Annotated in this window: 22 protein-coding genes; 13 read left to right on the forward strand and 9 right to left on the reverse strand. The window is 38.7% G+C overall.

All coding sequences use genetic code 11. The features are described from left to right. Positions 1-55: 55 nt before the first annotated feature. Positions 56-718: a tRNA (5-methylaminomethyl-2-thiouridine)(34)-methyltransferase MnmD gene (gene mnmD / locus GFH32_RS14555; protein WP_153512285.1), complete on the reverse strand. Its 663-nt coding sequence runs from the start codon at positions 716-718 to the stop codon at positions 56-58. A 63-nt stretch (positions 719-781) separates the two neighbouring features. On the opposite strand from mnmD, the gene GFH32_RS14560 reads away from it, so the two are divergent. After that, the gene (locus tag GFH32_RS14560; protein WP_153512286.1) at positions 782-2014 is read left to right on the forward strand and encodes a dicarboxylate/amino acid:cation symporter; all 1233 of its coding nucleotides are present in this window, start codon (positions 782-784) and stop codon (positions 2012-2014) included. Here GFH32_RS14560 and GFH32_RS14565 read toward each other — a convergent pair. Continuing rightward, positions 2011-2964: a glycosyl transferase family 90 gene (locus GFH32_RS14565; RefSeq protein WP_153512287.1), complete on the reverse strand. Its 954-nt coding sequence runs from the start codon at positions 2962-2964 to the stop codon at positions 2011-2013. The two genes, GFH32_RS14560 and GFH32_RS14565, sit on opposite strands and share 4 nt — an antisense overlap. Positions 2965-3272: 308 nt before the next feature. Here GFH32_RS14565 and GFH32_RS14570 point away from each other — a divergent pair, with 308 nt between their 5' ends. The 4 genes from GFH32_RS14570 to GFH32_RS14585 all read left to right on the forward strand — a co-directional run bounded on the left by GFH32_RS14570 (position 3273) and on the right by GFH32_RS14585 (position 8676). After that, on the forward strand, positions 3273-3677 hold the full coding sequence (locus tag GFH32_RS14570; protein WP_153512288.1) for a cytochrome c maturation protein CcmE domain-containing protein: 405 nt from the start codon (positions 3273-3275) through the stop codon (positions 3675-3677). A gap of 23 nt (positions 3678-3700) precedes the next feature. Continuing rightward, the gene (gene ccsA / locus GFH32_RS14575; RefSeq protein ID WP_153512289.1) at positions 3701-6169 is read left to right on the forward strand and encodes a cytochrome c biogenesis protein CcsA; all 2469 of its coding nucleotides are present in this window, start codon (positions 3701-3703) and stop codon (positions 6167-6169) included. Then, entirely contained in the window at positions 6169-6930 is a 762-nt protein-coding gene (locus GFH32_RS14580; RefSeq protein ID WP_153512290.1) for a Rossmann-like and DUF2520 domain-containing protein, read from the forward strand. Before ccsA ends, GFH32_RS14580 begins: the two co-directional genes overlap by 1 nt. Positions 6931-7122: 192 nt before the next feature. Then, positions 7123-8676, forward strand: a complete 1554-nt coding sequence (locus tag GFH32_RS14585; protein ID WP_153512291.1) for an FMN-binding glutamate synthase family protein — start codon at positions 7123-7125, stop codon at positions 8674-8676. Positions 8677-8692: 16 nt separating this feature from the next. On the opposite strand, the gene GFH32_RS14590 is transcribed toward GFH32_RS14585, so the two are convergent. Then, positions 8693-9133 (reverse strand): MarR family winged helix-turn-helix transcriptional regulator, encoded by a 441-nt coding sequence (locus GFH32_RS14590; RefSeq protein WP_153512292.1) that lies wholly within the window; start codon positions 9131-9133, stop codon positions 8693-8695. Positions 9134-9253: 120 nt separating this feature from the next. On the opposite strand from GFH32_RS14590, the gene GFH32_RS14595 reads away from it, so the two are divergent. Beyond that, the gene (locus GFH32_RS14595; protein ID WP_153512293.1) at positions 9254-9673 is read left to right on the forward strand and encodes a hypothetical protein; all 420 of its coding nucleotides are present in this window, start codon (positions 9254-9256) and stop codon (positions 9671-9673) included. A 9-nt stretch (positions 9674-9682) separates the two neighbouring features. Here GFH32_RS14595 and GFH32_RS14600 read toward each other — a convergent pair whose 3' ends face one another. After that, positions 9683-10459, reverse strand: a complete 777-nt coding sequence (locus GFH32_RS14600) for an amidohydrolase (RefSeq protein WP_153512294.1) — start codon at positions 10457-10459, stop codon at positions 9683-9685. Positions 10460-10529: 70 nt separating this feature from the next. Beyond that, the gene (locus GFH32_RS14605) at positions 10530-11507 is read right to left on the reverse strand and encodes a polyprenyl synthetase family protein (RefSeq protein WP_153512295.1); all 978 of its coding nucleotides are present in this window, start codon (positions 11505-11507) and stop codon (positions 10530-10532) included. A 105-nt stretch (positions 11508-11612) separates the two neighbouring features. Here GFH32_RS14605 and GFH32_RS14610 point away from each other — a divergent pair, with 105 nt between their 5' ends. Together GFH32_RS14610 and GFH32_RS14615 are read left to right on the forward strand one after the other, a co-directional pair. Next, positions 11613-12779: a glycosyltransferase family 4 protein gene (locus GFH32_RS14610; RefSeq protein ID WP_153512296.1), complete on the forward strand. Its 1167-nt coding sequence runs from the start codon at positions 11613-11615 to the stop codon at positions 12777-12779. 1 nt (position 12780) lies between these two features. Then, positions 12781-13110, forward strand: coding sequence for a metal-sulfur cluster assembly factor (locus tag GFH32_RS14615; protein WP_153512297.1), 330 nt, complete (start codon positions 12781-12783; stop codon positions 13108-13110). On the opposite strand, the gene uvrC is transcribed toward GFH32_RS14615, so the two are convergent. Next, a complete protein-coding gene (uvrC, locus tag GFH32_RS14620) occupies positions 13107-14924 on the reverse strand; it encodes an excinuclease ABC subunit UvrC (protein WP_153512298.1) in 1818 nt (605 codons plus the stop codon). The genes GFH32_RS14615 and uvrC overlap by 4 nt on opposite strands. A 72-nt stretch (positions 14925-14996) precedes the next feature. Continuing rightward, the gene (locus GFH32_RS14625; RefSeq protein WP_153512299.1) at positions 14997-17258 is read right to left on the reverse strand and encodes a penicillin-binding protein 1A; all 2262 of its coding nucleotides are present in this window, start codon (positions 17256-17258) and stop codon (positions 14997-14999) included. A gap of 208 nt (positions 17259-17466) precedes the next feature. Between GFH32_RS14625 and GFH32_RS14630 the strand changes: the two genes are divergently transcribed. Then, entirely contained in the window at positions 17467-18783 is a 1317-nt protein-coding gene (locus GFH32_RS14630; RefSeq protein WP_317162862.1) for a TCR/Tet family MFS transporter, read from the forward strand. Here the strand turns inward: GFH32_RS14630 and ispF are convergent. Beyond that, positions 18780-19262, reverse strand: coding sequence for a 2-C-methyl-D-erythritol 2,4-cyclodiphosphate synthase (gene ispF / locus GFH32_RS14635; RefSeq protein ID WP_153512300.1), 483 nt, complete (start codon positions 19260-19262; stop codon positions 18780-18782). The two genes, GFH32_RS14630 and ispF, sit on opposite strands and share 4 nt — an antisense overlap. 176 nt (positions 19263-19438) lie before the next feature. Here ispF and GFH32_RS14640 point away from each other — a divergent pair, with 176 nt between their 5' ends. Continuing rightward, positions 19439-20968: an SUMF1/EgtB/PvdO family nonheme iron enzyme gene (locus GFH32_RS14640; RefSeq protein WP_153512301.1), complete on the forward strand. Its 1530-nt coding sequence runs from the start codon at positions 19439-19441 to the stop codon at positions 20966-20968. Positions 20969-21051: 83 nt separating this feature from the next. On the opposite strand, the gene GFH32_RS14645 is transcribed toward GFH32_RS14640, so the two are convergent. Beyond that, positions 21052-21873, reverse strand: coding sequence for a glycogen/starch synthase (locus tag GFH32_RS14645; protein ID WP_153512302.1), 822 nt, complete (start codon positions 21871-21873; stop codon positions 21052-21054). A gap of 143 nt (positions 21874-22016) precedes the next feature. Between GFH32_RS14645 and panC the strand changes: the two genes are divergently transcribed. From panC to GFH32_RS14660, 3 genes are all read left to right on the forward strand, one after another. Then, positions 22017-22859 (forward strand): pantoate--beta-alanine ligase, encoded by an 843-nt coding sequence (gene panC, locus GFH32_RS14650; protein WP_153512303.1) that lies wholly within the window; start codon positions 22017-22019, stop codon positions 22857-22859. A gap of 89 nt (positions 22860-22948) precedes the next feature. Further along, positions 22949-23296 carry an aspartate 1-decarboxylase gene (panD, locus tag GFH32_RS14655; RefSeq protein ID WP_153512304.1) on the forward strand — a complete coding sequence of 116 codons (348 nt, stop codon included), beginning with the start codon at positions 22949-22951 and terminating at the stop codon, positions 23294-23296. Positions 23297-23407: 111 nt separating this feature from the next. Further along, entirely contained in the window at positions 23408-23716 is a 309-nt protein-coding gene (locus GFH32_RS14660) for a hypothetical protein (RefSeq protein WP_153512305.1), read from the forward strand. Positions 23717-23736 lie beyond the last annotated feature (20 nt).

The raw sequence follows: 23736 nt of genomic DNA on the forward strand, positions 1-23736 counted from the left end.
CCTAAACCCACTGTCATCGCAAAATTATCGAGTAGTCTATATCGTCTTTAGCAAATTACTTTATTGCTCTAAGCATCTCTCTTTTCCCCGGCGCTCCAGGTGCTTTTTCGAGACTGAATCCCAATGACTTCATAGCCCTTTTTAGATTGCCCGTAATCGCGTAGGTAACAAAGACTCCCCCCGGTTTTAAAAACTGAGAAACATGACGTAGTGTTTCCAAGGTCCACATTTCTGGTTGATGTATTTCGGCAAAAGCATCGAAATAAATTACATCAAACCTTGGCTCGGATTTAAAATCCATTACTTTAAGGTGTGCTATCGATAAGTTTATTTCTTGCCCAAACGCCACTTCCTTTTCTTGCGCAGGCGAATATAGGTCAATAAATGCTTTCCAAACTTTCGGTTGAACGTATTCATTGTAACCCGATTGTTGAATGAGCTCACTTGATAAAGGATATGCTTCAATCCCACAATAGTTCAATTTAACCCCATTTTGATCACAGAAATCGGCGGTCAGTAGAAAGTTTAATCCGGTACCAAAGCCTATCTCTAAAACCGAAGCTTCTTTCTTTTGCTCCTTTTCTAGGAAGAACTGCAATCCGGTCTTTAAGAAAACATGTATACTTTCTTGATGTGCTCCATGTTTAGAGTGGTAATGTTCACCCACCTCAGCATGATAAATTGTTTTGGAGCCATCATCAGTTTTTACAAATTCCATTGTTTATTTTTCGCAAATCTAAAATAAAAACAAGTATTTTAGCCCTTCTCAAAGAATATTTAAATGAACAAGGTTCTACAAAACTATGGAAGCATCATTTGGTTGCTCGTTGGTATTACAATAGGTAGCCTAATTGGGGTTTTTTATCCCCAAGCAGTTGATCTTTTAAAACCTATAGGTGATATCTTTCTTAACCTGCTCTTTGTATCAGTCATTCCTCTACTTTTCTTTGCTATTTCCTCTTCTATCGCCAATATTGAAGACAGTAAAACACTCGGTAAAACAATCAGCATCATGACGATTGTTTTTATTACGACGATTGTTATCGCTGCAGTATGCACTATTTTTGGTCTTTGGACTTTTCCTGTAACGGCGCTTAAAGATAGTAACGCATTAACCGATGCATTACCAAGTAACCCTGAAGACACTTGGGGAGATCGTATCGTTCGTTTTTTATCTGTAGATGAGTTTGCCAATCTATTATCTAGAAAAAGTATTCTTGCCTTCGTCATCTTCTCTTTATTGGTTGGCGTTGCCACTCGCCGCTCTGGAGAAATGGGCAGGCAGTTCACGCAATTTCTAAATGCTGGTAATAAGGTAATGGAAAATCTGTTGACCTTAATTATGAAAGCTGGCCCTGTCGGTCTTGGTGCTTACTTTGCCTTCCAAGTAAAAACATTGGGACCTGAACTCTTTGGTTTCTATGCTAAACCGCTTGGATTTTACTATGTATTCGGAATCATATTTTTCTTAGTTTTTTTCAGTCTATATGCCTTTATCGCTAAAGGCCCTTCAGGGATTCCGCTCTTTTGGAAACATAATATTGCACCATCTTTAACCGCACTTAGTACTTGCTCAAGCTTGGCAACCTTACCTGCCAATTTACTAGCTGCTAAACGCATCGGCATTCCACATAATATTGCGAGTATTATTATTCCTTTGGGAAACACCCTCTATAAAAATGGCTCTGCCATCTCTTCAATTCTGAAGATTTATGTTGCATTCTCAATTCTTAATTGGGATTTCTTTGAACCAGCGACAATGATTACTGCAGTCGGAATCACGGTACTTGTGTCTATGGTTGCCGGAGGTATTCCGAATGGCGGTTTTATTGGTGAGATGCTTATGATTTCGATTTATGGTATTCCAAACGAGGCAGTTCCATCTATTTTAATCATTGGTGCTTTGGTGGATCCATTAGCTACCGTATTGAATGCTACAGCAGATACCGTCGCGGCAATGCTTGTCACAAAATTCTCTGGTGAAAAATTTGAAGCAGAGTCCGCAGAAGCCTAGATCTTTTCGCCGTTTGTTAGTCTAAAATATTTTTCCAGGACTAACAGTGCAATCTTGTCTTCCTGGTCTTGATTTTGAAATTGACGTGTATAGGCATTTGCCTGAGCTATTATTTGTTCCGCCGCTTCAGGATGCGTAATGTAATAGTTTAGTCGTTCTTCTAAATCTGAATAATCTTTCTTGATTTCAATGTAATGAACATTGGGCACCAACTGCCCTTCCATAAACCAGGTTTCATAGGTTGGTCGTGGCATCACGGCAATAGAATTGGAAGACATAATCCATTTTAGATTCGTTGCAACATCATTGCCTTCTATCGCAAGAATAAATTTATACTTCAAATGTTCTGTGATGGATATCTTGGGTTTATTCCATGGACTGTCTTTCATAATATCGCCAAGATCACAAAGTGGATGATTGAAGTACAGTTCGTAAAATTTACGTCGATGTGCCTGTTGAACTGCGGCGCGCCCAATCAGCTTACTTTCCTTTTCCTGAAAAGAAAGATCGTCTTTTATGAAATTAAAATGTCTAACCTTATCTAAGTTTAAAAGTACAGAATTGGCATTATCGCCAGCAATCGGCCTACTCTTAACAATACTCGGTGAATTGGGAATATCAACAACGTCACCGTCTAGCAATTGGAACTTTAATTCTGCGTTAAAGTACCGGATATATTCTTTACTATCGTAGTAGTATACCTTTAAACGCTTAGGTTTTCGGAAGTCACCAATACGAACAGGATTGTCCGATAGGATACTATGCTCCGATAATTTATTATAATAGTTGACACGTTCCAAGATTTCAGCGTTATCGATCTTTTGCAGCTTTCGAAGGACGGCTGCACGTTTGCCCGATAAATCGCCTGCAAACTTCTCACGAAGTTCCGCTTTCAGATAATACCAGGGTTTAAAATTCTTATTCTTAAATAACAGCTTTTTGATATTCATGGCTTGGCAACAAAAAAATAAAATCCGATTCGACAGATCCTTTCGAAGGATTAATTTCAGAATCTAAAGATAGAATTAAAGCGTAAAAATAAATGCAATAATTCAACAATGCCTCCCCGCCTTATAAATTTCAGTAGCCAGGGCGGCCTGGATAGCCACAAACGCAAGCAATACACTTATTTACAAGCGCTTGCATTACAACAAAACATTGATTAGAATAATTCTAAATAACTTCAAATGTTTGTTTAATTCATTCCAGTACATTGTAATTTGTATTTTTGTAGTTGATTAGATTAATTAATAGATAGATGAAGAAAAGCTCGATCATTTTAATTGGTATTATCGCGATTGCGATTGCAATGATTCTGGTGATCTATACCGACTCAAGTACCTATTCCACTTTTTCAGAAGCAAAGGAAAAGAATACCGAATTGTATGTTGTTGGTGTATTAAATAAGGAAAAAGCATTACATTACGACCCTGTGAAAGATGCCAATCATTTCTCATTTTACATGTATGATAATGATAGCACGGAATGTCAAGTGGTATTCAATGGTTCAAAACCTCAAGACATCGAACGTTCTGAACAAATCGTATTGACTGGCAAAATGGAAGGTAATACTTTCCATGCGAGTAAGATTTTGATGAAATGTCCTTCGAAGTATAATCAGGACCAAATGGAGGTTATTGAAACATCTTCCGCAGCCCTTTAGTTTAAAATTCTTTTAAATTCCTTATGGACGTAAATTACGTTGGTGAAAACCTGTTGCCAGGCCAAATAGGACAATTCTTTGTTGTTCTATCTTTCGGTGCGGCTTTATTTTCATTTTTATCTTATTTTTTTTCGAGTAAAAATCCAGATGAGAAATCTTGGAAAACCATGGGCCGTATTGGCTTTGCATTAAATGCACTATCCATTGCAGTTATTGGAGGTACTTTATTTTATATCATCTATAATCACCTCTTCGAATACCATTACGCTTACGCGCATTCATCTACAAAACTTCCGACCCATTATATTATTTCCGCATTCTGGGAAGGTCAAGAAGGTAGTTTTTGGCTATGGATGTTTTGGCAAGCTGTTTTAGGAACTGTTCTAGTTTTTAAAGCAAAAACTTGGGAAAGTCCAGTGATGACCTTCGTTATGCTTTGTCAGATTTTCTTAGCGTCGATGCTATTGGGTGTCGAAGTTTTCGGATCACGAATAGGAAGTTCGCCTTTTATTTTATTGCGCGATGCATTAAACTTTCCGTTTCTGAAAAACGCCAATTACCTATCCATGATACCAGATGGTCGCGGACTGAATCCATTATTACAGAATTATTGGATGGTTATACACCCGCCGACATTATTCCTAGGCTTCGCTTCGATGATTGTGCCTTTCGCATACGCTGCGTCAGGTTTATGGTTAAAGCGTTTTAAAGATTGGATTAATCCTGGCTTGCCATGGGCATTATTCGCCGTTATGATATTAGGTGCCGGTATTATTATGGGTTCTTTCTGGGCTTATGAAGCACTTAACTTCGGTGGTTTCTGGGCTTGGGATCCTGTAGAGAATGTTTCTATCATCCCTTGGTTAACTTTAATTGCTGCGGTGCACGTCATGGTAGCTTTTAAAAATACTGGACATGCATACTTTACAGCAGCATTCTTATGCTTGATTAGTTTTGTTCTCGTTATTTACGCGTCTTATTTAACACGTAGTGGAATCTTAGGCGAAACATCGGTTCACTCATTCACTAGTTTAGGGATGTCTGGACAGTTAATTCTCTTTAATATCACCTTCTTGGCGATTATGATTGCGGTGCTTATATTCCGTAAAAAGGAAATGCCAACGACACAAAAAGAAGAAGATATCTATTCTCGCGAGTTTTGGTTATTTATCGGTGCATTGGTGTTAACAGTTGCTTGTGTTCAAATGATCGCGACAACATCTATCCCAGTCTTCAATGCATTATTTGGCACCAAGGTCGCTCCACCAATTGACCCTATTCCACATTATAATAAATGGCAAGGAGCCTTTGCTGTTGTCGTAATGACCCTAACGGCCTTTACTCAATTTCTTAAATACAAACGATCTGAGCCTAAGAAATTCTGGGCGTCAACTTTAGCGTCGTTAATAATAGCGATCATTCTTTCGGGTGCTGTCGTGTACTTCACAAAAGTATACGGTAATATCATGTATATTCTAATAACGTTCAGTGCTATTTTCGCGATCCTTGCCAACCTACAAATACTTGCGGATTCATTCAAAGGAAAATGGCGTTTAGCAGGCTCTGCCGTTTCACATATTGGTTTTGGATTATTGCTTATCGGCGCATTAATTGCTGCGGCGACGAATGAAGTTATCTCCGTTAACAACAGCAATTATATTGCAGTGGCTGGATTTGATCAAGTTGAGAAACCAGGAGAAAATCTATTCCTTACGGAAGGTGAACCTGTTCAAATGGGCGAATATAAGATTACCTATGTTGGCGACTCTGTTGCTGCACCGAATGTATTTTATAAAATCAATTATCAACGAATTGATGAAGAAACTGGTCAGGTTAAGGAATCTTTCGTGTTGAAGCCATTTGCACAAAACAACCCACAAATGGGTGGTTTAATCGGAACACCGGGTACAAAACATTTCTTAACACACGACATTTATACCCTAATTACAGCAGCAGCTTCCGATTCTCAAGCATCAGTAAACAAGAACGAAGGCGATACAGAACATTCTAGTTTTGAAGAATACGAAGAACCGGCGACTTATGAGGTTAATATCGGCGATACCCTACGTTATAGAAATGGATACTATATCATTGAAGGACTAAATAAGAATGCAACAGTTTCTAAAATACCGAAAGCTGAAGGCGATGTTTTAGTTGGAATGAAGATTCGTGTAGTGGCATCAGATGGTAAAGAATATCAAGCAGAACCTGTATTTATGATCAAGGGCGGCAATACCATGGATTTCCATAAGGATGTAGCTGATCAAGGTCTTCGCTTCCGATTCTCGAATATCATGCCTGATAAAAATAAGTTAGAACTAATCGCTTATCAGAAACCTCTTCCTGAAAAGAAATGGGTCGTATTCAAGGCTATTAAATTCCCTTATATCAATTTCTTCTGGTGTGGTACTATTGTGATGACTATTGGTTTCTGCATGGCGATCTACAGAAGATTGAAAGATTCTAAAATCAGTAAAACAAAAACAGTGTAATGAATATTGTTCTGATCGGCAGCGGTAATATAGCCACAGTTTGGGGAAAGGCGTTTGCACAATTAGGACACAACATTACTCAAGTATACAGTCATAAATTAGCCAATGCTTGCGCATTGGCTAATTTGCTTTCAGCGGAAGGCATTGATGAATTGACAAAACTTAATTTAGAGGCGGAGCTCTATATCCTTGCGGTTAGCGATTCGGCGATTCCAGAGATAGTCGATCAGCTGCCAAAGCAAATCAAAGGTATTCTTATCCATTGTTCGGGAGCAAGCGATATTGCTGTCCTTAATAAATTTGAACAATATGGAGTCGCCTACCCTATTCAAAGCTTTTCTAAAGACGTTGAACTAGATTTTAAGACAATACCATTCGGTATTGAAGCAAATACGAAACAAAACGTTGATTTTTTAACGAAATTGTTCTCCTCGTTATCTGAGAATGTATTCCCTTGTGATAGCGAACAACGTTTGGCTATACATTTAGGTGCAGTCATCGTGAATAACTTTAGTAATGCCCTGTTTCAGATGGCATATGAACTGCTAGCTCAACATCAATTACCTTTTAATCTCTTACAACCAATCATTCTTGAAACAGCGCAAAAGGTACAAAATCGAATTCCTAGAGACGTGCAGACAGGGCCAGCTGTCAGAAATGACGATGTTACGATAAATAAACATTTACAGTTTATTAGCGACAATCCTGAATGGCAATCTATTTACCAACAAATAACCGACCTTATTAAAAAAAGAGGATGAAAGACAATTAAAATTTAGAAAATCACTAAATCTTTTCTGTTATTCCTAAATCCTTCTTTATCCTCGCCGAACTTACTAATTTTGCAGCTTAAACATTCAATCGATTGGTAACGCTTTTAATGTGGCACATTTATAGCGGGCATCAATCGTTGTAGTTTTAATAATAGCTTTTGATCAAATAATAAATCTATCATGCAGGTTAGAAAACTAATTTTAGGGACGATCATCCTAATCAATTTAATCATCATTTCATTTGGTATAATCTTTACACCAAGATGGTTCTGGTTGTTATTAATCCCTTTTCCTCTGTTGGTTATTGCCTTATATCACAGTTTCCAAACGAGTCACGCGATATTGCGCAATTATCCATTAGTAGGATATTTCCGTTATTTTTTCGAATCTATTCGTCCAGAATTGAGACAGTATTTTTGGGAATCGGACACTGACGGACGTCCTTTCAATCGACGTCAAAGATCGTTGGTATACCAGCGTGCGAAGAATCAACGTGAAACGGTTGCATTTGGTATGCAAACTGACCCTCAGGCTATCGGTAACGAATGGGCTGCACACAGTATCTTCCCTGTTCACATTGAGGACCATAACTTGCGTACAATGGTTGGAAATAGTCAATGTAAACAACCGTACAGCTTAAGTGTATTTAACATTTCAGCGATGAGTTATGGAGCATTAAGTCGCACCGCAATTACGGCACTTAATAAAGGAGCAGCCTTACAGAATTTCGCCCACAACACAGGCGAAGGTGGGATTAGTCAATACCATATTAGTGGAGGTGACTTAATTTGGCAAGTAGGTACCGGTTATTTCGGCTGTCGCGATGAAAACGGATTTTTCTCTGAAGAACTATATCGTGAGAAATCGACACGCCCATATGTGAAGATGATTGAGTTAAAATTATCACAAGGTGCGAAGCCAGGCCACGGAGGTATCCTTCCGGCAGCAAAAAACACCCCAGAAGTGGCTGCAATTCGTCACGTCGTTCCTGGAACAGACGTTATGTCTCCTCCTGCACATAGTGCATTCCGCACACCAACTGAGATGATGCAATTTATTCAGAAGCTACGTGAGCTTTCGGATGGTAAACCTGTTGGTTTCAAACTTTGTATCGGCGATAAGAATGAATTCTTAGATATCTGTAATGCTATGCAGGAAACGCAGATATTCCCAGATTTTATTTCTGTTGATGGATCGGAAGGCGGTACAGGTGCTGCACCACTAGAATTCACAGATAACTTAGGTATGCCTTTATACGATGCTTTGGCATTCGTGACAACGACCTTGATTAACTTTGGTTTGAAGAAAAATATCAAAGTGATTGTATCGAGTCGTATCGTTACAGGTTTTGATATCTTAAAGGTTATTGCATTAGGAGCTGATGCTTGTTATAGCGCACGAGGCATGATGTTCGCCTTAGGTTGTATTCAAGCTTTAAAATGTAATGAAGACGTTTGTCCAGTTGGCGTTGCAACACAGCAACCTCACCTTTATAAAGGATTGGATGTACAAGATAAATATGTACGTGTTGCTCAATTTCACAGAAATACACTTCGTGCAACAGTCGAAATCATGGAAGCATGTGGTTTTAAAACTCTTGACGATGTATCTGCAGACAAATTCTTCCGTAAGGTTGATAGTCAAAACACCTTGAGTTTCCACGACATTTACTTTAAAAACACAGGTAAATTAGTGAACAACCGAAGCACCTTTGCTCCGGAAGTGTTCGACTAATATCCTTACAATACGCCTATTTTAGGTTATTAAAAACTATCTCTAGGATTGCTTGGGCTTGTCGCATAGAAGTTGTATCGACGCCCTCCATAGCCTCGGAGATAGTTTTTTCTGCTTGTGTCATACACTTATCTTTAATTCGATGGCCTTGTGCTGTTAAATAAATTTGATTTGTTCTACGGTCCCCCGATCCGCTCACTCGAACTAATAGTTTCTGTTTCTCCAAATTAGAGATCAAACGAGAAATACTCGGCTTGTCACGAAAAGTAAGTCGTGCAAGATCTTGTTGACTCAATCCTTCCGAATCCCATAAGAAATACAAAATACTCCATTGTTCGGCGGTGATATTTAATCCTATTTGTTTAAAATTTCGCTGTAATCGGCGTCCTATTGCGGTTGAAACACGTCCAGTTAAGAACGAATAGAATTCATCCTGATATAGATTTGCAATATCCATTGTAATAATTGGGCTAATATGGTTAAAAGTTGTTGATGCAATTAAGAGATAATATGAGAGAATTGCAAATAAAAAATTACAAAGTGATAATCAGCCAAAAAAATAATTAACTTTAAGGCTATGGAGACTATTTTAACAATACTACTTGTAGTTGGCGGAATCTTATATAAGGTATATGAAAACTATAAGGAGGAAATGGAGAAATCGAAGAAGCGTTTAGAAAAACTACGACAGCCTTCTCCTGTTCCTCAACAGGCTATACCAGCTAAAAAGACTGTAGAAAGGACAAGGATTCAAGAGATTGAACCTATCAATATGCCGACTCACAGCATCCCTACTGGAGAGATCTATAAGATTGAAGCTCAACAAGCTATGAACGAAGTGGAATATGCGCATAAACAAAGAGCCGAGCGACAACTTCGACAAAAGAAGGTTCAGCTTCAAGATGAAGCGAACTATGAAACGCTAGAGCATAGTAAATTTGATCTAAGACGCGCAATTATTCAGCAAGCAATCCTAGAGCGTCCCTATAAAGATTAATTGAACGACTTAAAGAATTTTGAATTGATCTTGATCGTCAAGGAATGGAAATCTATCTCTATTCTCCTCTAGATCTTTCGGATATATGGTAAATGTATACAGATCTTCGTCTTCAGGTTTGTAATACACAACATCCCCATTAGGATTGATACACATTGATCCCCCAGAATAATAAACTTCATTGCCATCATGTCCGACACGATTGACACCAATAACAAATGCTTGATTTTCAATTGCACGCGCTGGAATTAAAGCACGCCAATGTTGTGATCGCTTGTCCGGCCAACTTGCTGTATAAACTAGCAAATCGTAAGCTGCATTTTGATTTCTAGACCAGATTGGGAATCTTAAGTCGTAGCATATCATTGGACAGATCTTCCATCCTTTTAACGGAAGAATTACACGGGATTCACCAGCAGTAAACACTTTATCTTCATTGGCCAAACTGAACAAATGTCGCTTGTCATAATGAACATAACTGCCGTCTGGAGACATCCAAATAAAGCGGTTAAAATACTTACCTTCTTCCTCTATGATTAACGTACCGGCAATAACACAATCAAATTTCTTTGACGTCTCATAAAGCCAGTGCATTGTTTTCCCGGACATCGTTTCTGCACATTTTTCGACATTCGTCGTAAATCCAGTATTGAACATCTCCGGTAAAATGATCAAGTCTGTTTTTTCTCGAAGTGCCGATAAACGCAAAGAAAGGTTTTGCAAGTTTTTATCGACGTTCTCCCAAAAAAGATAGGCTTGAAATATTGTAATTTTTAGAGGCTCCATTTGCTAAAATCCTTTTCCGCTAAGTATTATTCTATTTACCAAATTAGCAAAAAACATGCAAATTTCATAATTACTTAACACGGTTCATCAACATGTCAGCTAAGGTAAAAAGTTCCTTTTTATCAGTTTCGGGAACATCAATATCACTTAATTGATTGTATGCCAACTGCATAAAATGCTCCTTTAACTGATTAGTATATTCATCAACTGCTAGCTCACTATATAATTTTTTCATTCGATTAATCTTCTCTTCGTCACTAACCTGGTTAGGAAATAAAAGATTTTCCAATTCCTCGCGCTTATCGTCTACTGCTAATTGCTGTGTCCGAATTCTCAGAATCGTCTTTTTATCGCTTAATATATCACCGCCAACTTGTTTTCCAAAATTAGAAGGGTCTCCATAGACGTCTAGATAATCGTCTTGCAATTGGAAGGCTATACCTAAGTTTACACCAAAATCATAAATCAATTGTTGTTGCTCGTCGCTAGCATCAGCAAGGATAGCTCCCATTTTCAGTGCACCTCCAAGTAAAACAGATGTCTTCAGTCGAATCATGTTTAGGTATTCATCCTCGGTAACATATTCCGTACTTTCAAAATCCATGTCAATTTGCTGTCCTTCGCAAACTTCCAAAGCGACTTGGTTAAACATTCGAAGTAACGCGGGTATTTTATGTGCTGGGGAATGAGCTAATTCTTCATAAGCTTTGACCAGCAATGCATCTCCTGAAAGGATTGCTACGTTATCATTCCATTTCATATGTACTGTTGGCTTTCCTCTTCGCAGTGGAGCCTTATCCATGATATCATCATGGAGCAGTGAGAAATTATGAAAATATTCAATTGCACAGCTTGCCGGCAACACTTCTTGAAGGTTTTCCTTACCAAACAAGCGCGCCCCCATTAAAACGAGCATAGGACGAATACGCTTACCGGCTAAAGAAAGGATGTAACGTATAGGATCGTAAAGATAAGCTGGGGATTGTGGAAAGCTGCGTTCTTGCAGATATTGACCGACGAGTAGACTGTAGGGATGCTTTTCGAACATAATAATTTAATTAAGCGAAGATACTGATTTTTGAAATGAAACAGACTTTTGTGCTTTTGAATTTCAAGACAGCTTGTGTAACTTGCGTGAATTCACGACCATTCTATGCGCATTCTAATCATTCATAATCAGTACCAACATATTGGCGGCGAAGATTTCGTCATGCGACAAGAAATGGATATTCTGTTGAAAGATCATGAAGTGGAGTTATACTCAGTCAAAAATGTAAAAGGAATAAAAGGATACCTCCAGTATTTGAGCTATCCATTTAATTGGTCTGAGTCAAAAAAAATACGCAGCAAAATAGAAGCGTATAAGCCCGATATTATCCACATTCACAACATGCATTATGCATTAGGTCCCCTTTTTATTCTTCATTTAAAGAAATTAGGCATTCCAATGCTAATGACATTACATAACTTCCGTTTGATATGTCCTTCGGCAACCTTGTTTTACGATGGAAATATTTACTTAGAGTCGATTAAATCAGATTTTCCATGGGATGCAGTGAAGAAAAGAGTTTTAGAAAACTCTTATATCAAGACATTTTGGACGGCCTTTACGTATTGGTTGCATCGAAAGCGCGGCACTTTCGATTTAATCGATAAATATGTTATTCTATCGGATTTTGCTAAGCGAATATTTGAAGAATCAAGTTTCCCAGTTTCAATAGAGAAATTCGTTGTGAAACCTAACTTTGTAGTGCAAAATGAACCAGACAGCATAGTTGACGATCAGTCTTTCATCTACATAGGTCGCCTATCTGAAGAAAAAGGTATTATTCCTTTATTACACGCATGGAAGGCTACCAATTACCCCTTAAAGATCTTTGGTACAGGCCCCTTACAAAGTGAAGTGGAACAGATTTGCAACCATTCTTCAAATATTCGATATATGGGTTTTCAGACGCGCGAGGTTATAAGCCGACATTTATCAGGAGCGAGTGCATTAGTTGTTCCATCTATCTGTTATGAAGCGATGCCTCTGTCCGTATTGGAAGCTTATGCTGCTGGGATACCTGTGCTTGCCAGCAATATTGGTATATTAAGCGAAATGGTTGTACCTTTGTATACTGGATTGTTATTTGATCCGCACCATCATACGGACATAGTTAGAATCCTTTCCGAATGGACTAATCTGGATGAAGAGAAAAAAATAACCATTCGCGCAAATTGTCGAAAAGAGTACCAACTGAAATATGAGCGATCATTAGTTATGAATGAGCTTATTGGCATTTATCAAGAACTGTTGGAAAAGAAAAAAGGAGAATAAGATGAACATCATTATAATGGACAGGCTTGGATTAGCCCCACAAATACAAGATGCTTTAGCGACGGTTTATGACCCTGAGCTGAAGCCAGCAAACATCCTCGATCTGGGTTTAGTTTATGAGATTATTACCAAGGAAAATAGGCAGGCAAAGATCGTGATGACACTAACGGCACCTGGATGTCCTGTTGCAGGTGAAATCATGAATGAGGTCCAGCAAAAAGTAGCGGCTATTGATGGTATTGATGAAGCCTTAGTCGAATTAACGTTCGATCCACCTTGGACTAGAGATATGATGACTGAAGAGGCTAAATTGGAATTAGGACTACTTTAGTCTTTTTCAATAGGATCTTCTACCGTAAAATATTGTCGAAGTGCTTGTATCTGTTTCAGATTAAGCACTTTTTTTAGTTCCTCATCATTCGCTTCTTTCACCTTTTTAACGGACTTAAAAGTCTTTAAAAGCTTTTCTACGGTGACTTTACCAATCCCTGGTATATTATCTAATTCGGATACAAATGTCTTGCGACTGCGCTGGTTTCGGTGAAATGTAATTCCAAAGCGATGTGCTTCATCACGTAAATGCTGAATGATTTTTAGGGTTTCCGACTTTTTATCCAAATAGAGTGGATATTGATCGCCAGGATAGAAAAGTTCTTCCAATCGTTTCGCAATTCCGATGACAGTCACTTTTTTATCGATCCCTAATAATCTTAAACTCTTTAATGCAGCCCCTAACTGTCCCTTTCCTCCATCAATCACAATAAGCTGAGGCAATGGCTGATCTTCATCTAAAAGTCTCCTATAGCGTCTAAAAACAGCCTCTTCCATTGTCGCAAAATCATTCGGCCCTTCAACAGTTTTCACATTAAAATGCCGATAGTCTTTCTTTGACGGTTTTGCATCTCGAAAGACCACAATTGCTGATACAGGAAAATTTCCTTGGATATTCGAGTTATCAAAACACTCGATATGACGTGGAAGAACTGGCAATCGAAGATCCTTTTGCATCTGTTTTAAGACACGCTCTGTTTTTACCTCGGGATTTAACTTCTCATATTGTAAAAGCCGTTCCTTCTTAAAGTAGGCAACATTCTTTAGTGATAAATCTAGAAGCTTCCTCTTCTCGCCCATTTTTGGAACGACGAATCGGTTGTCTTCGTTACCTTCAATATCTAATTCAAATGGTACGATAATCTCTTTTGAATGACTCCTAAATCTAGATCGTATTTCAGGAATTGCAATCGCTAATAACTCCGCGTCAGTTTCATCCAAGCGCTTTTTCATCTCTAAGGTTTGGGTTTGAATAATAACCCCATTTACAACTTTTAAGAAGTTAACGAAAGCGTAATTATCTTCTGATGCGATGCTGAAGACATCTACATTCGTAATTAAAGAGCTTACGACCGTCGACTTACTTTGATAATTCGCTAACTTATCAAGTTTGAGTTTGAATTTCATAGCGCCCTCAAAATCCATCTTTCCCGCGGCTTCTTGCATTTGATCTTTCAAACGATTCGTTACGACTGTTATTTTACCATTTAAGATGTCTTTAATATCGCTCAGATTTTGATTATAGTCTTCTTCGGATTGATAACCCTCACAGGGTCCTTTGCAATTACCGATCTGATATTCTAAACATATTTTAAACTTTCCTTTTGATATGTTCTCTTGACTTAGATTTAAATTACAGGTTCTTAATGGGAAAAGTTCTCTAACCATATCAAGTACAATATGCATCATCCCAACGGATGCATAGGGTCCATAATAGCGAGAGCCGTCTTTGATATATTTTCGAGTCCAGAAGATGCGTGGGAATCGCTCGTGTTTAATGACAATCCATGGATAAGTTTTGTCATCTTTAAGCATGACGTTATAGCGAGGTTGATGCTTTTTAATTAAGCTATTTTCTAATAGCCAAGCGTCAATCTCTGTATCGACGATCGTAAATGCGATGCGATTGATTTTACGAACAAGGACACGAGTTTTACTATTCAATTGATCTGGATTGACAAAATAAGAACTTACCCTATTCTTAAGATCCTTCGCCTTTCCTACATAAATTAAAGTTCCTTCCTTATCGAAATATTGGTAGACCCCAGGTTTATGGGGGATTTTGGTCAGTTCTTTCCTGTAATCAAATTCCATACTTGCATAAAAAAACCAGACCTCAATTTACGTAAATTTTCGATCTGGTAAAGTATTCGTATCGTATAATGACTAGAACCCTAGTCGATCGTCTTCTGTCAATGGAGTTTCTGTTTTACTTGGATCATTCCCATAGAATTGAGAAAAGTTCGAACAGTTCATCTCAAATCGAGTAATCCCTCCTGGCGGCTGCGGGAAATCATCCTGTGTATAATGCAACTCTTTATCTGCATATACACGTTTCATAAATAACCCGAATACTGGCATGGCTGCTGCAGCTCCCTGTCCATATTGCATACTGCTAAAGCTAATTCCTCTATCTTCTGCACCTGTCCATACACCTGTCACCAGTTCTGGCGTAACACCGATAAACCATGCATCAGAGTTATCGTTAGTTGTACCTGTTTTACCACCGATTGGATTCTTTAGACCACCAAAATTGGGATCCCAACGTAATCGATTACCAGTACCTCCGTCAACAACACCTTTCAACATATCAACCATAGCGTAAGCGGTTTCGCTATTTAATGCTTTGGTTACTTTTGGTGCTTTCTCATAGATTGGGGCACCATTCTTATCTTCAACACGTAAGATCATCGTCGGCTCAACCCAAGTACCTTGATTAACAAATGCTGAATAGGCTCCTACCATATCGAACAACGACGCATCGTAAGACCCCAAAGCAATTGAAAGCTCGTTAGGAATATTTGAATTCACGCCCATTCGTTTGGTTAGATCAGCGACATTTGCTGCTCCAACTTCGTTGATCAAATACGCAGACGCATAGTTTTGTGAATATTTAATTGCATTTTTCAAGGTAATAGGATCTCCACCTTGCTGCGTTCCGCGAGGTGTCCAATTTCCATAAGACCGAGAATGGTTAGGAATTGAAACACAAGGCCCATATCCATTATCAATAGCGTATGCATAGACAAATGGTTTCGCTGTTGAACCTACTTGACGTGTTCCTAAGCGAACTTGGTCATATTTGAAATGTTCAAAATTAATACCTCCAACCCACGCTTTAATGTATCCGGTCTTCGGCTCCATCGCCATCATTGCATTTCTTAAAAATAGCTTTGTGAAACGCACGGAGTCCATTGGCGTCATCGTTGTATCGATATTTCCTTTCCAAGTAAATAAGTTCATTTGGACTTTCTTATCGAATTCCTTACGAATATTTTCCTCCGACATGCCTTCCGCCTTCAATGCAATATAACGATCTGAACGCTTCATCCCTTTCACCAAGAGATTAGCATTTTTCCCAGTAAATGCATTTCTACGCTTCCATTGTTTATCGAATTCACGTTGTAAGCGCGCCATCCACTCTTTCTGAGCGTCTTCGGCATGCTGTTGCATATTGTAATTAATCGGTGTATAGATTTTTAATCCATCACGATCTAAGTCATAAGGCGTACCATCTGGTTTAGTAATAGCCAAACGTTGGAATTCCTTCTTGATTTCTTCTTTTAATACCGCACGGAAATATGGTGCAAGCCCCTCACCATAATTTGAGATCGTTAATTTCAACCCTAATGGCTTTTCAGCGGCTTTCGTACATTCTTCCGCAGTGATAAAGTTTTGATCACGCATATTCGCTAAAACGAGATTACGGCGCTGTAAAGCTCTTTCCGCTTGGCGTACAGGAGAATACTGACCTGGTCCTTTTAGCATTCCCACTAGCAAAGCAGATTGTTCAGCGGTTAGCTTATCTGGAGTCGTATTGAAATATGTACGAGCGGCAGATTTGATACCAAAGGTATTATAGGCTCCGAAATCTACCGTATTGAAATACATCATGATGATTTCTTCCTTGGTATAATTTCGTTCTAAGCGTACCGCAGTAATCCACTCTTGAAATTTCTGCATGATCCGCTTAACCGAACTTCTCGCCCGCTGCTCTCCGAATAAATTCAGCGCTAACTGCTGCGTAATTGTACTTCCCCCTTGCTTATTTCCACTAAGGGTTAATAAGACGGTAGATATCGTTCGAGAATAATCAATACCTGAGTGTTCATAAAAACGCTTATCTTCTGTTGACACTAAGGCCTGTACTAAATACGGTGATAATTCAGAGTATTTGACATTCGAACGATTATGTACATAATAGGTTCCTAATATGCGATTATCGTCTGTGATAATTTCTGAGGCTAAATTACTTCTAGGATTTTCTAGGTCTTTAAAGGTGGGTAATTTCCCAAATATACCAATGCGGACGCTGAGTAGAAATAACGCGCCAATCAATACCAGTCCAATTAAGATCTTCCAAAAATTACGCGAATATCTCTTTACGTCTTCTTCGGTAAGATTACTACTTTTTGCTTCTCTCTTCATTTGTTAATTAATGAAACCACGAAAGCTACACCCCTGTGTAATAGTTTCGATTTTCTATAACATCAGTAAGTGTGCCAATTGTTAGATTACTTTGCAAAAGTACCATATTTTTCTGGACCAAACGGAATATAGGAAAAATGAAAATTAATTTTTCTTCATTCCTAGTTTACAGGCCATAAAATTTATATTGTGCCATCTAGCCTGCAAAATGACTAGAGTTAGTCTATCACAGGCCATACGATCCCCTGTTGTAATTCTTCGCTTTCAGTATTCGCAATCAATTACCTACCTTCGCTTCTATATGCTGGCAAAATTCAATTCCAAATCGGGGCTATTTTTTATTTTTTTAACGGTTGTTCTAGATTCAATTGGACTCGGTATTATCATCCCAGTGATGCCAGCGCTAATAAAAGAATTAATTCATGGCGATATTAGTCAAGCTTCATCTTACGGGGGTTGGTTGACTTTCTGTTATGCCTTCATGCAATTTTTCTTTGCAGCGGTATTAGGAAACCTTAGCGATCGATACGGCCGACGCCCTGTTCTTCTTTGTTCGCTGTTTGGCTTTGCTATCAACTATTTATTAATTGGCTTTGCACCCACTATTTTTTGGCTATTTGTCGGCCGAATTGTTGCTGGGATTACAGGAGCGAGCCATACCGTTGCAGCAGCATACATTGCCGACGTAAGTACTCCACAAAATAAAGCACAGAATTTCGGGTTACTGGGAGCAGCATTCGGATTAGGGTTTATCATCGGACCAGTTTTAGGCGGATTGCTGGGGCACTACGGTCCTCGCGTACCATTCTATGCCGCAGCGGGCTTAACTTTCTTTAATTTCCTATATGGTTATTTCTTAGTTCCGGAATCCTTAAAACCGGAAAATAGACGAGCATTTAGTTGGAAGAATGCCAATCCGATTGGCAGCTTTAGACATATCGGCCGCTATGTGCACATACAACCCTTAGTAATTTGTATTTTCCTAATTAATATCGCAGCTCATGCCGTCCAAAGTACTTGGTCATATTATACGATGGAGCGCTTTCAATGGAACGAGCGGATGATTGGTTATTCACTTGGATTTATTGGCGTTTTATTGACGATCGTACAAGCAGGATTAATACGCATTATTATTCCAAAACTAGGCATACCCAAGAGTATTACCTTCGGCATCTTGCTTAGTAGTATTTCTTTTTTAACGATGGCATTTGCTGGATCAAATTTGATGCTATATTTCTCAAGCTTTCTATATGTGTTTTCCGGAATTGCAGGCCCGGCTATTCAAAGTTCGATTTCTAACCAAACACCAGCAAATGAACAAGGTCAAATTCAAGGTGGGCTAACCTGTATTATTAGCCTCACTGCCATTATCGGCCCATTGATGATGACAAGCTTATTTTCGTTTTTTACAAAAAAAAGCACCGTGCTTTATCTGCCTGGTGCTCCTTTTTATTTGGCCAGTATATTAGGCCTAATTGCTGCTATAATTGCAATGCAATATTTTAGAAATCATCGTCAAGACTAACGTTCTTTTTGAATTAGACAAACCGCATAAGCTACGACACCTTCTTGTCGACCGATAAAGCCCATTGTTTCATTTGTCGTTGCTTTAATCGAAACATCTTCCGCAGAGATACCAGCTGCTTCTGCAATATTTATCTTCATTTGCGGGATATAAGGCTTGATTTTCGGAGCTTCTAAACAAAGCATTCCATCAATGTTTCCTAATTCATACCCTTTTTCTTTAATCAAGGCAACGCAGTGCTTTAACAAATCTAAGCTGTTTGCACCTTTCCATCGATCGTCTGTATTTGGAAAATGGTAACCAATATCCTCTAAATTAGCGGCACCTAAGATAGCATCACATATTGCATGAGCTAGCACATCAGCGTCTGAATGTCCGAATGCTCCTGCATGATGATCAAGTTTTACACCGCCAACAATAAAGGGATGTCCCTCGCGCATTTGATGCACATCAAAGCCAAAACCTACTTTTATCTTCATAATGTTACGAAGATACTGCAATATATTTTGTTAAAAAAATGAGTACAAAACGCATTATACGCTCGATTTTTCCAACATTCCGCTACAAATCATTAAAAATCATCCCATACAGTGCAGGAAACTCAATTTCCTCTAATATTTATTTACTACTTTTGGATTTTAAATCCTCATTATTTATGATGTATTCGAAAAAAATATTAATTCCAGCAATTTGCCTAGCCTTCGGTTTATTAATATTTAGCTCGTGTAGTAAAAGCCACAACAGTGATTATTCGTCGAAAACCGGCGTCAAGTACAACGACCCTTATAATGGGGGTCTACAGATTAATCGTAAAGTTAAAGAAGCTCCAGGCCCCGGCCTTGTAGGTATTGAAGGTGGTACCTTTGTTATGGGCGGTAGTTTAAATGAAGATTTAGGCTATGACTATGATAATGCTAAACGCCGCGTTACCGTCGCTTCATTCTACATTGACGAGACTGAAGTTTCCAATGCCGATTGGTTAGAGTACCTACATTGGATTGCGCAAAGCTATCCTGAAGATGGAAAAATGTATTATGATGCACTTCCAGATTCTTTAGTTTGGCGACATGCTCTTTCTTATAATGAGCCTTATGTCAATTTATATTTCAGACATCCTTCATTTCAAGACTATCCTGTCGTAGGTGTTAGCTGGGAACAAGCTAATGCGTACTGTCAATGGCGTACAGATCGCGTGAATGAGCATATTCTTCGCGAGACTGGCGTTCTAATGGATTATAAAACAATGAACGGCCAACAAACTAAGCCTGACGCAGCTTTCAATACGGAACTGTATCTTAATGGTCAAATCCGTGGAGAAAATGTCGACGGAAAGAACATGCCGAAAGATAACAGTATCGGTGCTACAAAAGAGGCTCGCCGTCCAGTGCGAATGGAAGATGGGGTATTAAAACAACCTTATCGTCTACCAACAGAAGCCGAGTGGGAATACGCAGCATTAGGTTTAATTGGAAATTCAATGCAAGGCAACATTCAGACTGCTCGTACTTATCCGTGGGATGGTTTAGGCGTTCGTTCTGCGCATCGTAAAACGCAAGGGAAAATGATGGCTAACTTCAAAATTACCTCAGGTAATAATATGGGAGTTGCTGGAGACTTGAATGATGGTGGTGATATTACTGTTCCTGTCCGTGCTTATATGCCGAATGACTTTGGATTATATAATATGGCTGGAAATGTTAACGAATGGGTAAGTGATGTTTACCGTCAATTATCATTTGAAGACTTCGAAGACTTTAATCCTTATCGTGGACATGTTTTTATGGACAACAAATATGAGGATGCTCAAACTCGCACGCTTGCAAAAGACGAGTATGGCAGACCTATCAAAGTTCCTGCAAAAGCAGCACGCAAACAAACTTGGGAAGAATTGCAGCAAGCAAAGACCATTGATTCAATTAATACGGGTGCAGCAACTGCTTACGATAACGATGTTCGTGGTTATCTAGATGAAGAACAGAAAGCATTGTTTGGAAAGGTTACTTTAGTGAACGATAAGTCGCGTGTCTATAAAGGAGGTTCATGGAATGATAGAGCATACTGGTTAAACCCTGCAACTCGTCGCTTTGCCCAACAAGATCAATCCAGTGCAATGATTGGTTTCCGTTGTGCAATGACAATGGTTGGAAACATCTATGGTCCCGCAGCCAATACGCGTCGTCGTTAGATAGAAAACATAAATATATATAAATAGAAAAGGGCTTTGAATAATTCAAAGCCCTTTTCTATTATGTGAATCCAAAGGAAGTATTATACTGTTACTTCTTCGTTTACAAATTCATCATATAAATCTCCGAATGCTTCGTAATCATCGTCAGATGCTGGAGCAAATAATCGGATATTGTTGTCTTTAATGTAAGACATAATTTCTGGATTGATATTTTCGTCAGATTTAACCACAACGTCAGTAAATGACAATGCTCCTTTTGTTAAATCAACGAAGCTACCCGAGCCATAAGCTGCTAAATCTGCTGCATCGATATCCACCTGTGCGGCTAACTCAGCATACCTACTCCCAACGGATGCATTTGCAAAGTCATCCTCATATAATGAGTAGAATACTTTTGCATCTTTAAATGTTGGATCATCTTTGTAAGCAGTCTTTAAGTACGCCGGCACCATCGCAGTAAACCAACCATGGCAGTGTACCACATCAGGAGACCAACCTAGCTTCTTAACAGTCTCTAAAGCTCCTTTACAGAAGAACAATGAACGCTCGTTGTTATCTTCAAAGAACTTCCCACTCTCATCACGAAAGACCTTCTTCCGCTGGAAATATTCCTCATTATCCAAGAAATAAACTTGCATCCTTGCCGCAGGCAAAGAAGCCACTTTAATAATTAGCGGATTATCATTATTGTCCACCACAATGTTCATTCCCGACAACCTTATCACTTCATGAAGACGATTTCTGCGCTCATTAATGTTACCAAAACGCGGCATTAGAATTCGAATCTCGAATCCCTTTTCTTGCATAGCATGTGGTAACTGGCGTGTTATTTCAGAAATTTTACTTAATTCAAGGAAAGGCGACATTTCATGGGTTATAAACAAGATTTTCGTTTTTGCCATCTCCAAAGTTTTTTTTATTATTGAATAGTAAAATCGGTCTACAAAGGTACTAATAATAAATGAATTTTACAATTCCTTAAAAATCATCATTTTATAATTCAAAGATTATTCCCCACTTTTGTACCTCATTTTAACTAGTATTCGTGAAAATATTCCGCACCAAAAACGAGCTTAAAGAAGCTCTGGCTGAATTGAGAGCGCAAGATAAAGTCATCACCTTAGTACCAACTATGGGCGCCCTACATGAGGGACACATCTCCCTTATCGACTATGCTAAACCTCGTACCGATATTATCGTTTGTAGCATATTTGTTAATCCAACACAATTTAACGATCCAAAAGATCTTGAAAAATATCCCCGACCTATTGAGAACGATATAGCGTTACTAGAAGCCGCTCACTGTGACATATTATTCTTACCATCCGTAGAGGAGATGTATCCACAAAATGATCTGCCTTGGCACATTGACCTAGGTGACTTAGATCAAATTTGGGAAGGAGAACACCGTCCGGGACACTTCCAAGGCGTAACACAGGTAGTTTACAAGTTGTTTTCTCTAGTACAACCTAATCAAGCCTGTTTCGGCCAGAAAGATTTCCAACAAGTCATGGTAATTCAGCGAATGATTGAAATTAAAAAGCTCCCTATCAATTTATTAATCTGTCCGATTATTAGAAACGAAAAAGGACTTGCTTTAAGCTCGCGTAATGCCCGATTATCTAATGATGGAAGAGATATTGCGCTGGTGTTATCGAAAGCCTTAAATCACATTAAAAACAGCAACAAGGAAAAATCTCCTGCTGAGTTAATCGCTGAAGCAAAAGAAATTATTAAATCTGTTCCGCAAGTTGAATTAGAATATTTAGCCATTTGCGAAACGAGCAGCCTACATTCTGCCGATCAATTTGAAGAAGGAAAAGAATATGTAGCCCTAATTACGGCTTGGCTGGAAGGCGTTCGTTTAATCGACAATATACTACTATAGCATTATTAACAACTATCTTTTGGTTTCAAAGGGGCAAACGACAGCAATTTCGAACCAAAGAAAAAAAAAGAAAAACGTAACTTTGCATCATGATGATTGAAGTAATGAAGTCAAAGATTCACCGAGTGCATGTCACACAGGCTGAATTAAATTATGTGGGAAGCATCACCATCGACGAAGATTTAATGGATGCGGCAAATATTATCGCAAACGAACGCGTGCAGATTGTCAATAACAATAATGGAGCACGATTGGAAACATATGTTATTCCTGGAAAACGTGGCTCAGGCATTATTTGTCTAAATGGCGCGGCAGCTCGCTTAGTCCAAGTAGGTGACATTGTCATCATCATATCTTATGCATTGATGGACTTCGAAGAAGCAAAAAAACATAAACCGACGACCATCTTCCCAGATGATCACAATAAATTAATATAAGGCATATATGAAACGGCTATAAAATTTGTAAATTTATAGCCGTTCGCTTTTACGAATATGCACAAACCAACAACATACCGTCTTGCTCTTGCTCGCTTCCTTCTCTTATGGATGTGCAGCATTATCATTAGTGGCGTTGTATTTATGCACAAGGAAGTGACCGCAAGCGGCGAAATCGTCACCCACATCCACCCTTACAATCTTGGCGAGAAAAAACATCACCAGCATCACTCTGATGCGGAGATAAGATATCTCGATATACTATATCAGGGCAGTTACATGGAATGGATTCCATTTGTGTACAGTTCCCCTATCCAAGAAGTCTTATTTGAACTTTCCTATGGCTTTACTACAAGCCAACAATTAAATCGACCGGCATATATTCATGCTGATCGTGGCCCCCCTACATATTTAGCATAACCAGAATTTTTATTTATCGT

The organism is Sphingobacteruim zhuxiongii (assembly GCF_009557615.1).
Classification (GTDB): Bacteria; Bacteroidota; Bacteroidia; order Sphingobacteriales; family Sphingobacteriaceae; genus Sphingobacterium; species Sphingobacterium zhuxiongii.

Bases quoted from the DNA above. Each gene is read 5' to 3' on its own strand.
- mnmD (WP_153512285.1), bottom strand. From the start codon at position 718: ATGGAATTTGTAAAAACTGATGATGGCTCCAAAACAATTTATCATGCT.
- GFH32_RS14615 (WP_153512297.1), top strand. From the start codon at position 12,781: ATGAACATCATTATAATGGACAGGCTTGGATTAGCCCCACAAATACAA.
- GFH32_RS14625 (WP_153512299.1), bottom strand. From the start codon at position 17,258: ATGAAGAGAGAAGCAAAAAGTAGTAATCTTACCGAAGAAGACGTAAAG.
- GFH32_RS14640 (WP_153512301.1), top strand. From the start codon at position 19,439: ATGATGTATTCGAAAAAAATATTAATTCCAGCAATTTGCCTAGCCTTC.
- ccsA (WP_153512289.1), top strand. From the start codon at position 3,701: ATGGACGTAAATTACGTTGGTGAAAACCTGTTGCCAGGCCAAATAGGA.
- GFH32_RS14605 (WP_153512295.1), bottom strand. From the start codon at position 11,507: ATGTTCGAAAAGCATCCCTACAGTCTACTCGTCGGTCAATATCTGCAA.
- GFH32_RS14660 (WP_153512305.1), top strand. From the start codon at position 23,408: ATGTGCAGCATTATCATTAGTGGCGTTGTATTTATGCACAAGGAAGTG.
- GFH32_RS14560 (WP_153512286.1), top strand. From the start codon at position 782: ATGAACAAGGTTCTACAAAACTATGGAAGCATCATTTGGTTGCTCGTT.
- GFH32_RS14600 (WP_153512294.1), bottom strand. From the start codon at position 10,459: ATGGAGCCTCTAAAAATTACAATATTTCAAGCCTATCTTTTTTGGGAG.
- GFH32_RS14645 (WP_153512302.1), bottom strand. From the start codon at position 21,873: ATGGCAAAAACGAAAATCTTGTTTATAACCCATGAAATGTCGCCTTTC.
- GFH32_RS14595 (WP_153512293.1), top strand. From the start codon at position 9,254: ATGGAGACTATTTTAACAATACTACTTGTAGTTGGCGGAATCTTATAT.
- ispF (WP_153512300.1), bottom strand. From the start codon at position 19,262: ATGAAGATAAAAGTAGGTTTTGGCTTTGATGTGCATCAAATGCGCGAG.
- GFH32_RS14590 (WP_153512292.1), bottom strand. From the start codon at position 9,133: ATGGATATTGCAAATCTATATCAGGATGAATTCTATTCGTTCTTAACT.
- GFH32_RS14565 (WP_153512287.1), bottom strand. From the start codon at position 2,964: ATGAATATCAAAAAGCTGTTATTTAAGAATAAGAATTTTAAACCCTGG.
- GFH32_RS14610 (WP_153512296.1), top strand. From the start codon at position 11,613: ATGCGCATTCTAATCATTCATAATCAGTACCAACATATTGGCGGCGAA.
- GFH32_RS14630 (WP_317162862.1), top strand. From the start codon at position 17,467: ATGACTAGAGTTAGTCTATCACAGGCCATACGATCCCCTGTTGTAATT.
- GFH32_RS14570 (WP_153512288.1), top strand. From the start codon at position 3,273: ATGAAGAAAAGCTCGATCATTTTAATTGGTATTATCGCGATTGCGATT.
- panD (WP_153512304.1), top strand. From the start codon at position 22,949: ATGATGATTGAAGTAATGAAGTCAAAGATTCACCGAGTGCATGTCACA.
- GFH32_RS14580 (WP_153512290.1), top strand. From the start codon at position 6,169: ATGAATATTGTTCTGATCGGCAGCGGTAATATAGCCACAGTTTGGGGA.
- GFH32_RS14585 (WP_153512291.1), top strand. From the start codon at position 7,123: ATGCAGGTTAGAAAACTAATTTTAGGGACGATCATCCTAATCAATTTA.
- uvrC (WP_153512298.1), bottom strand. From the start codon at position 14,924: ATGGAATTTGATTACAGGAAAGAACTGACCAAAATCCCCCATAAACCT.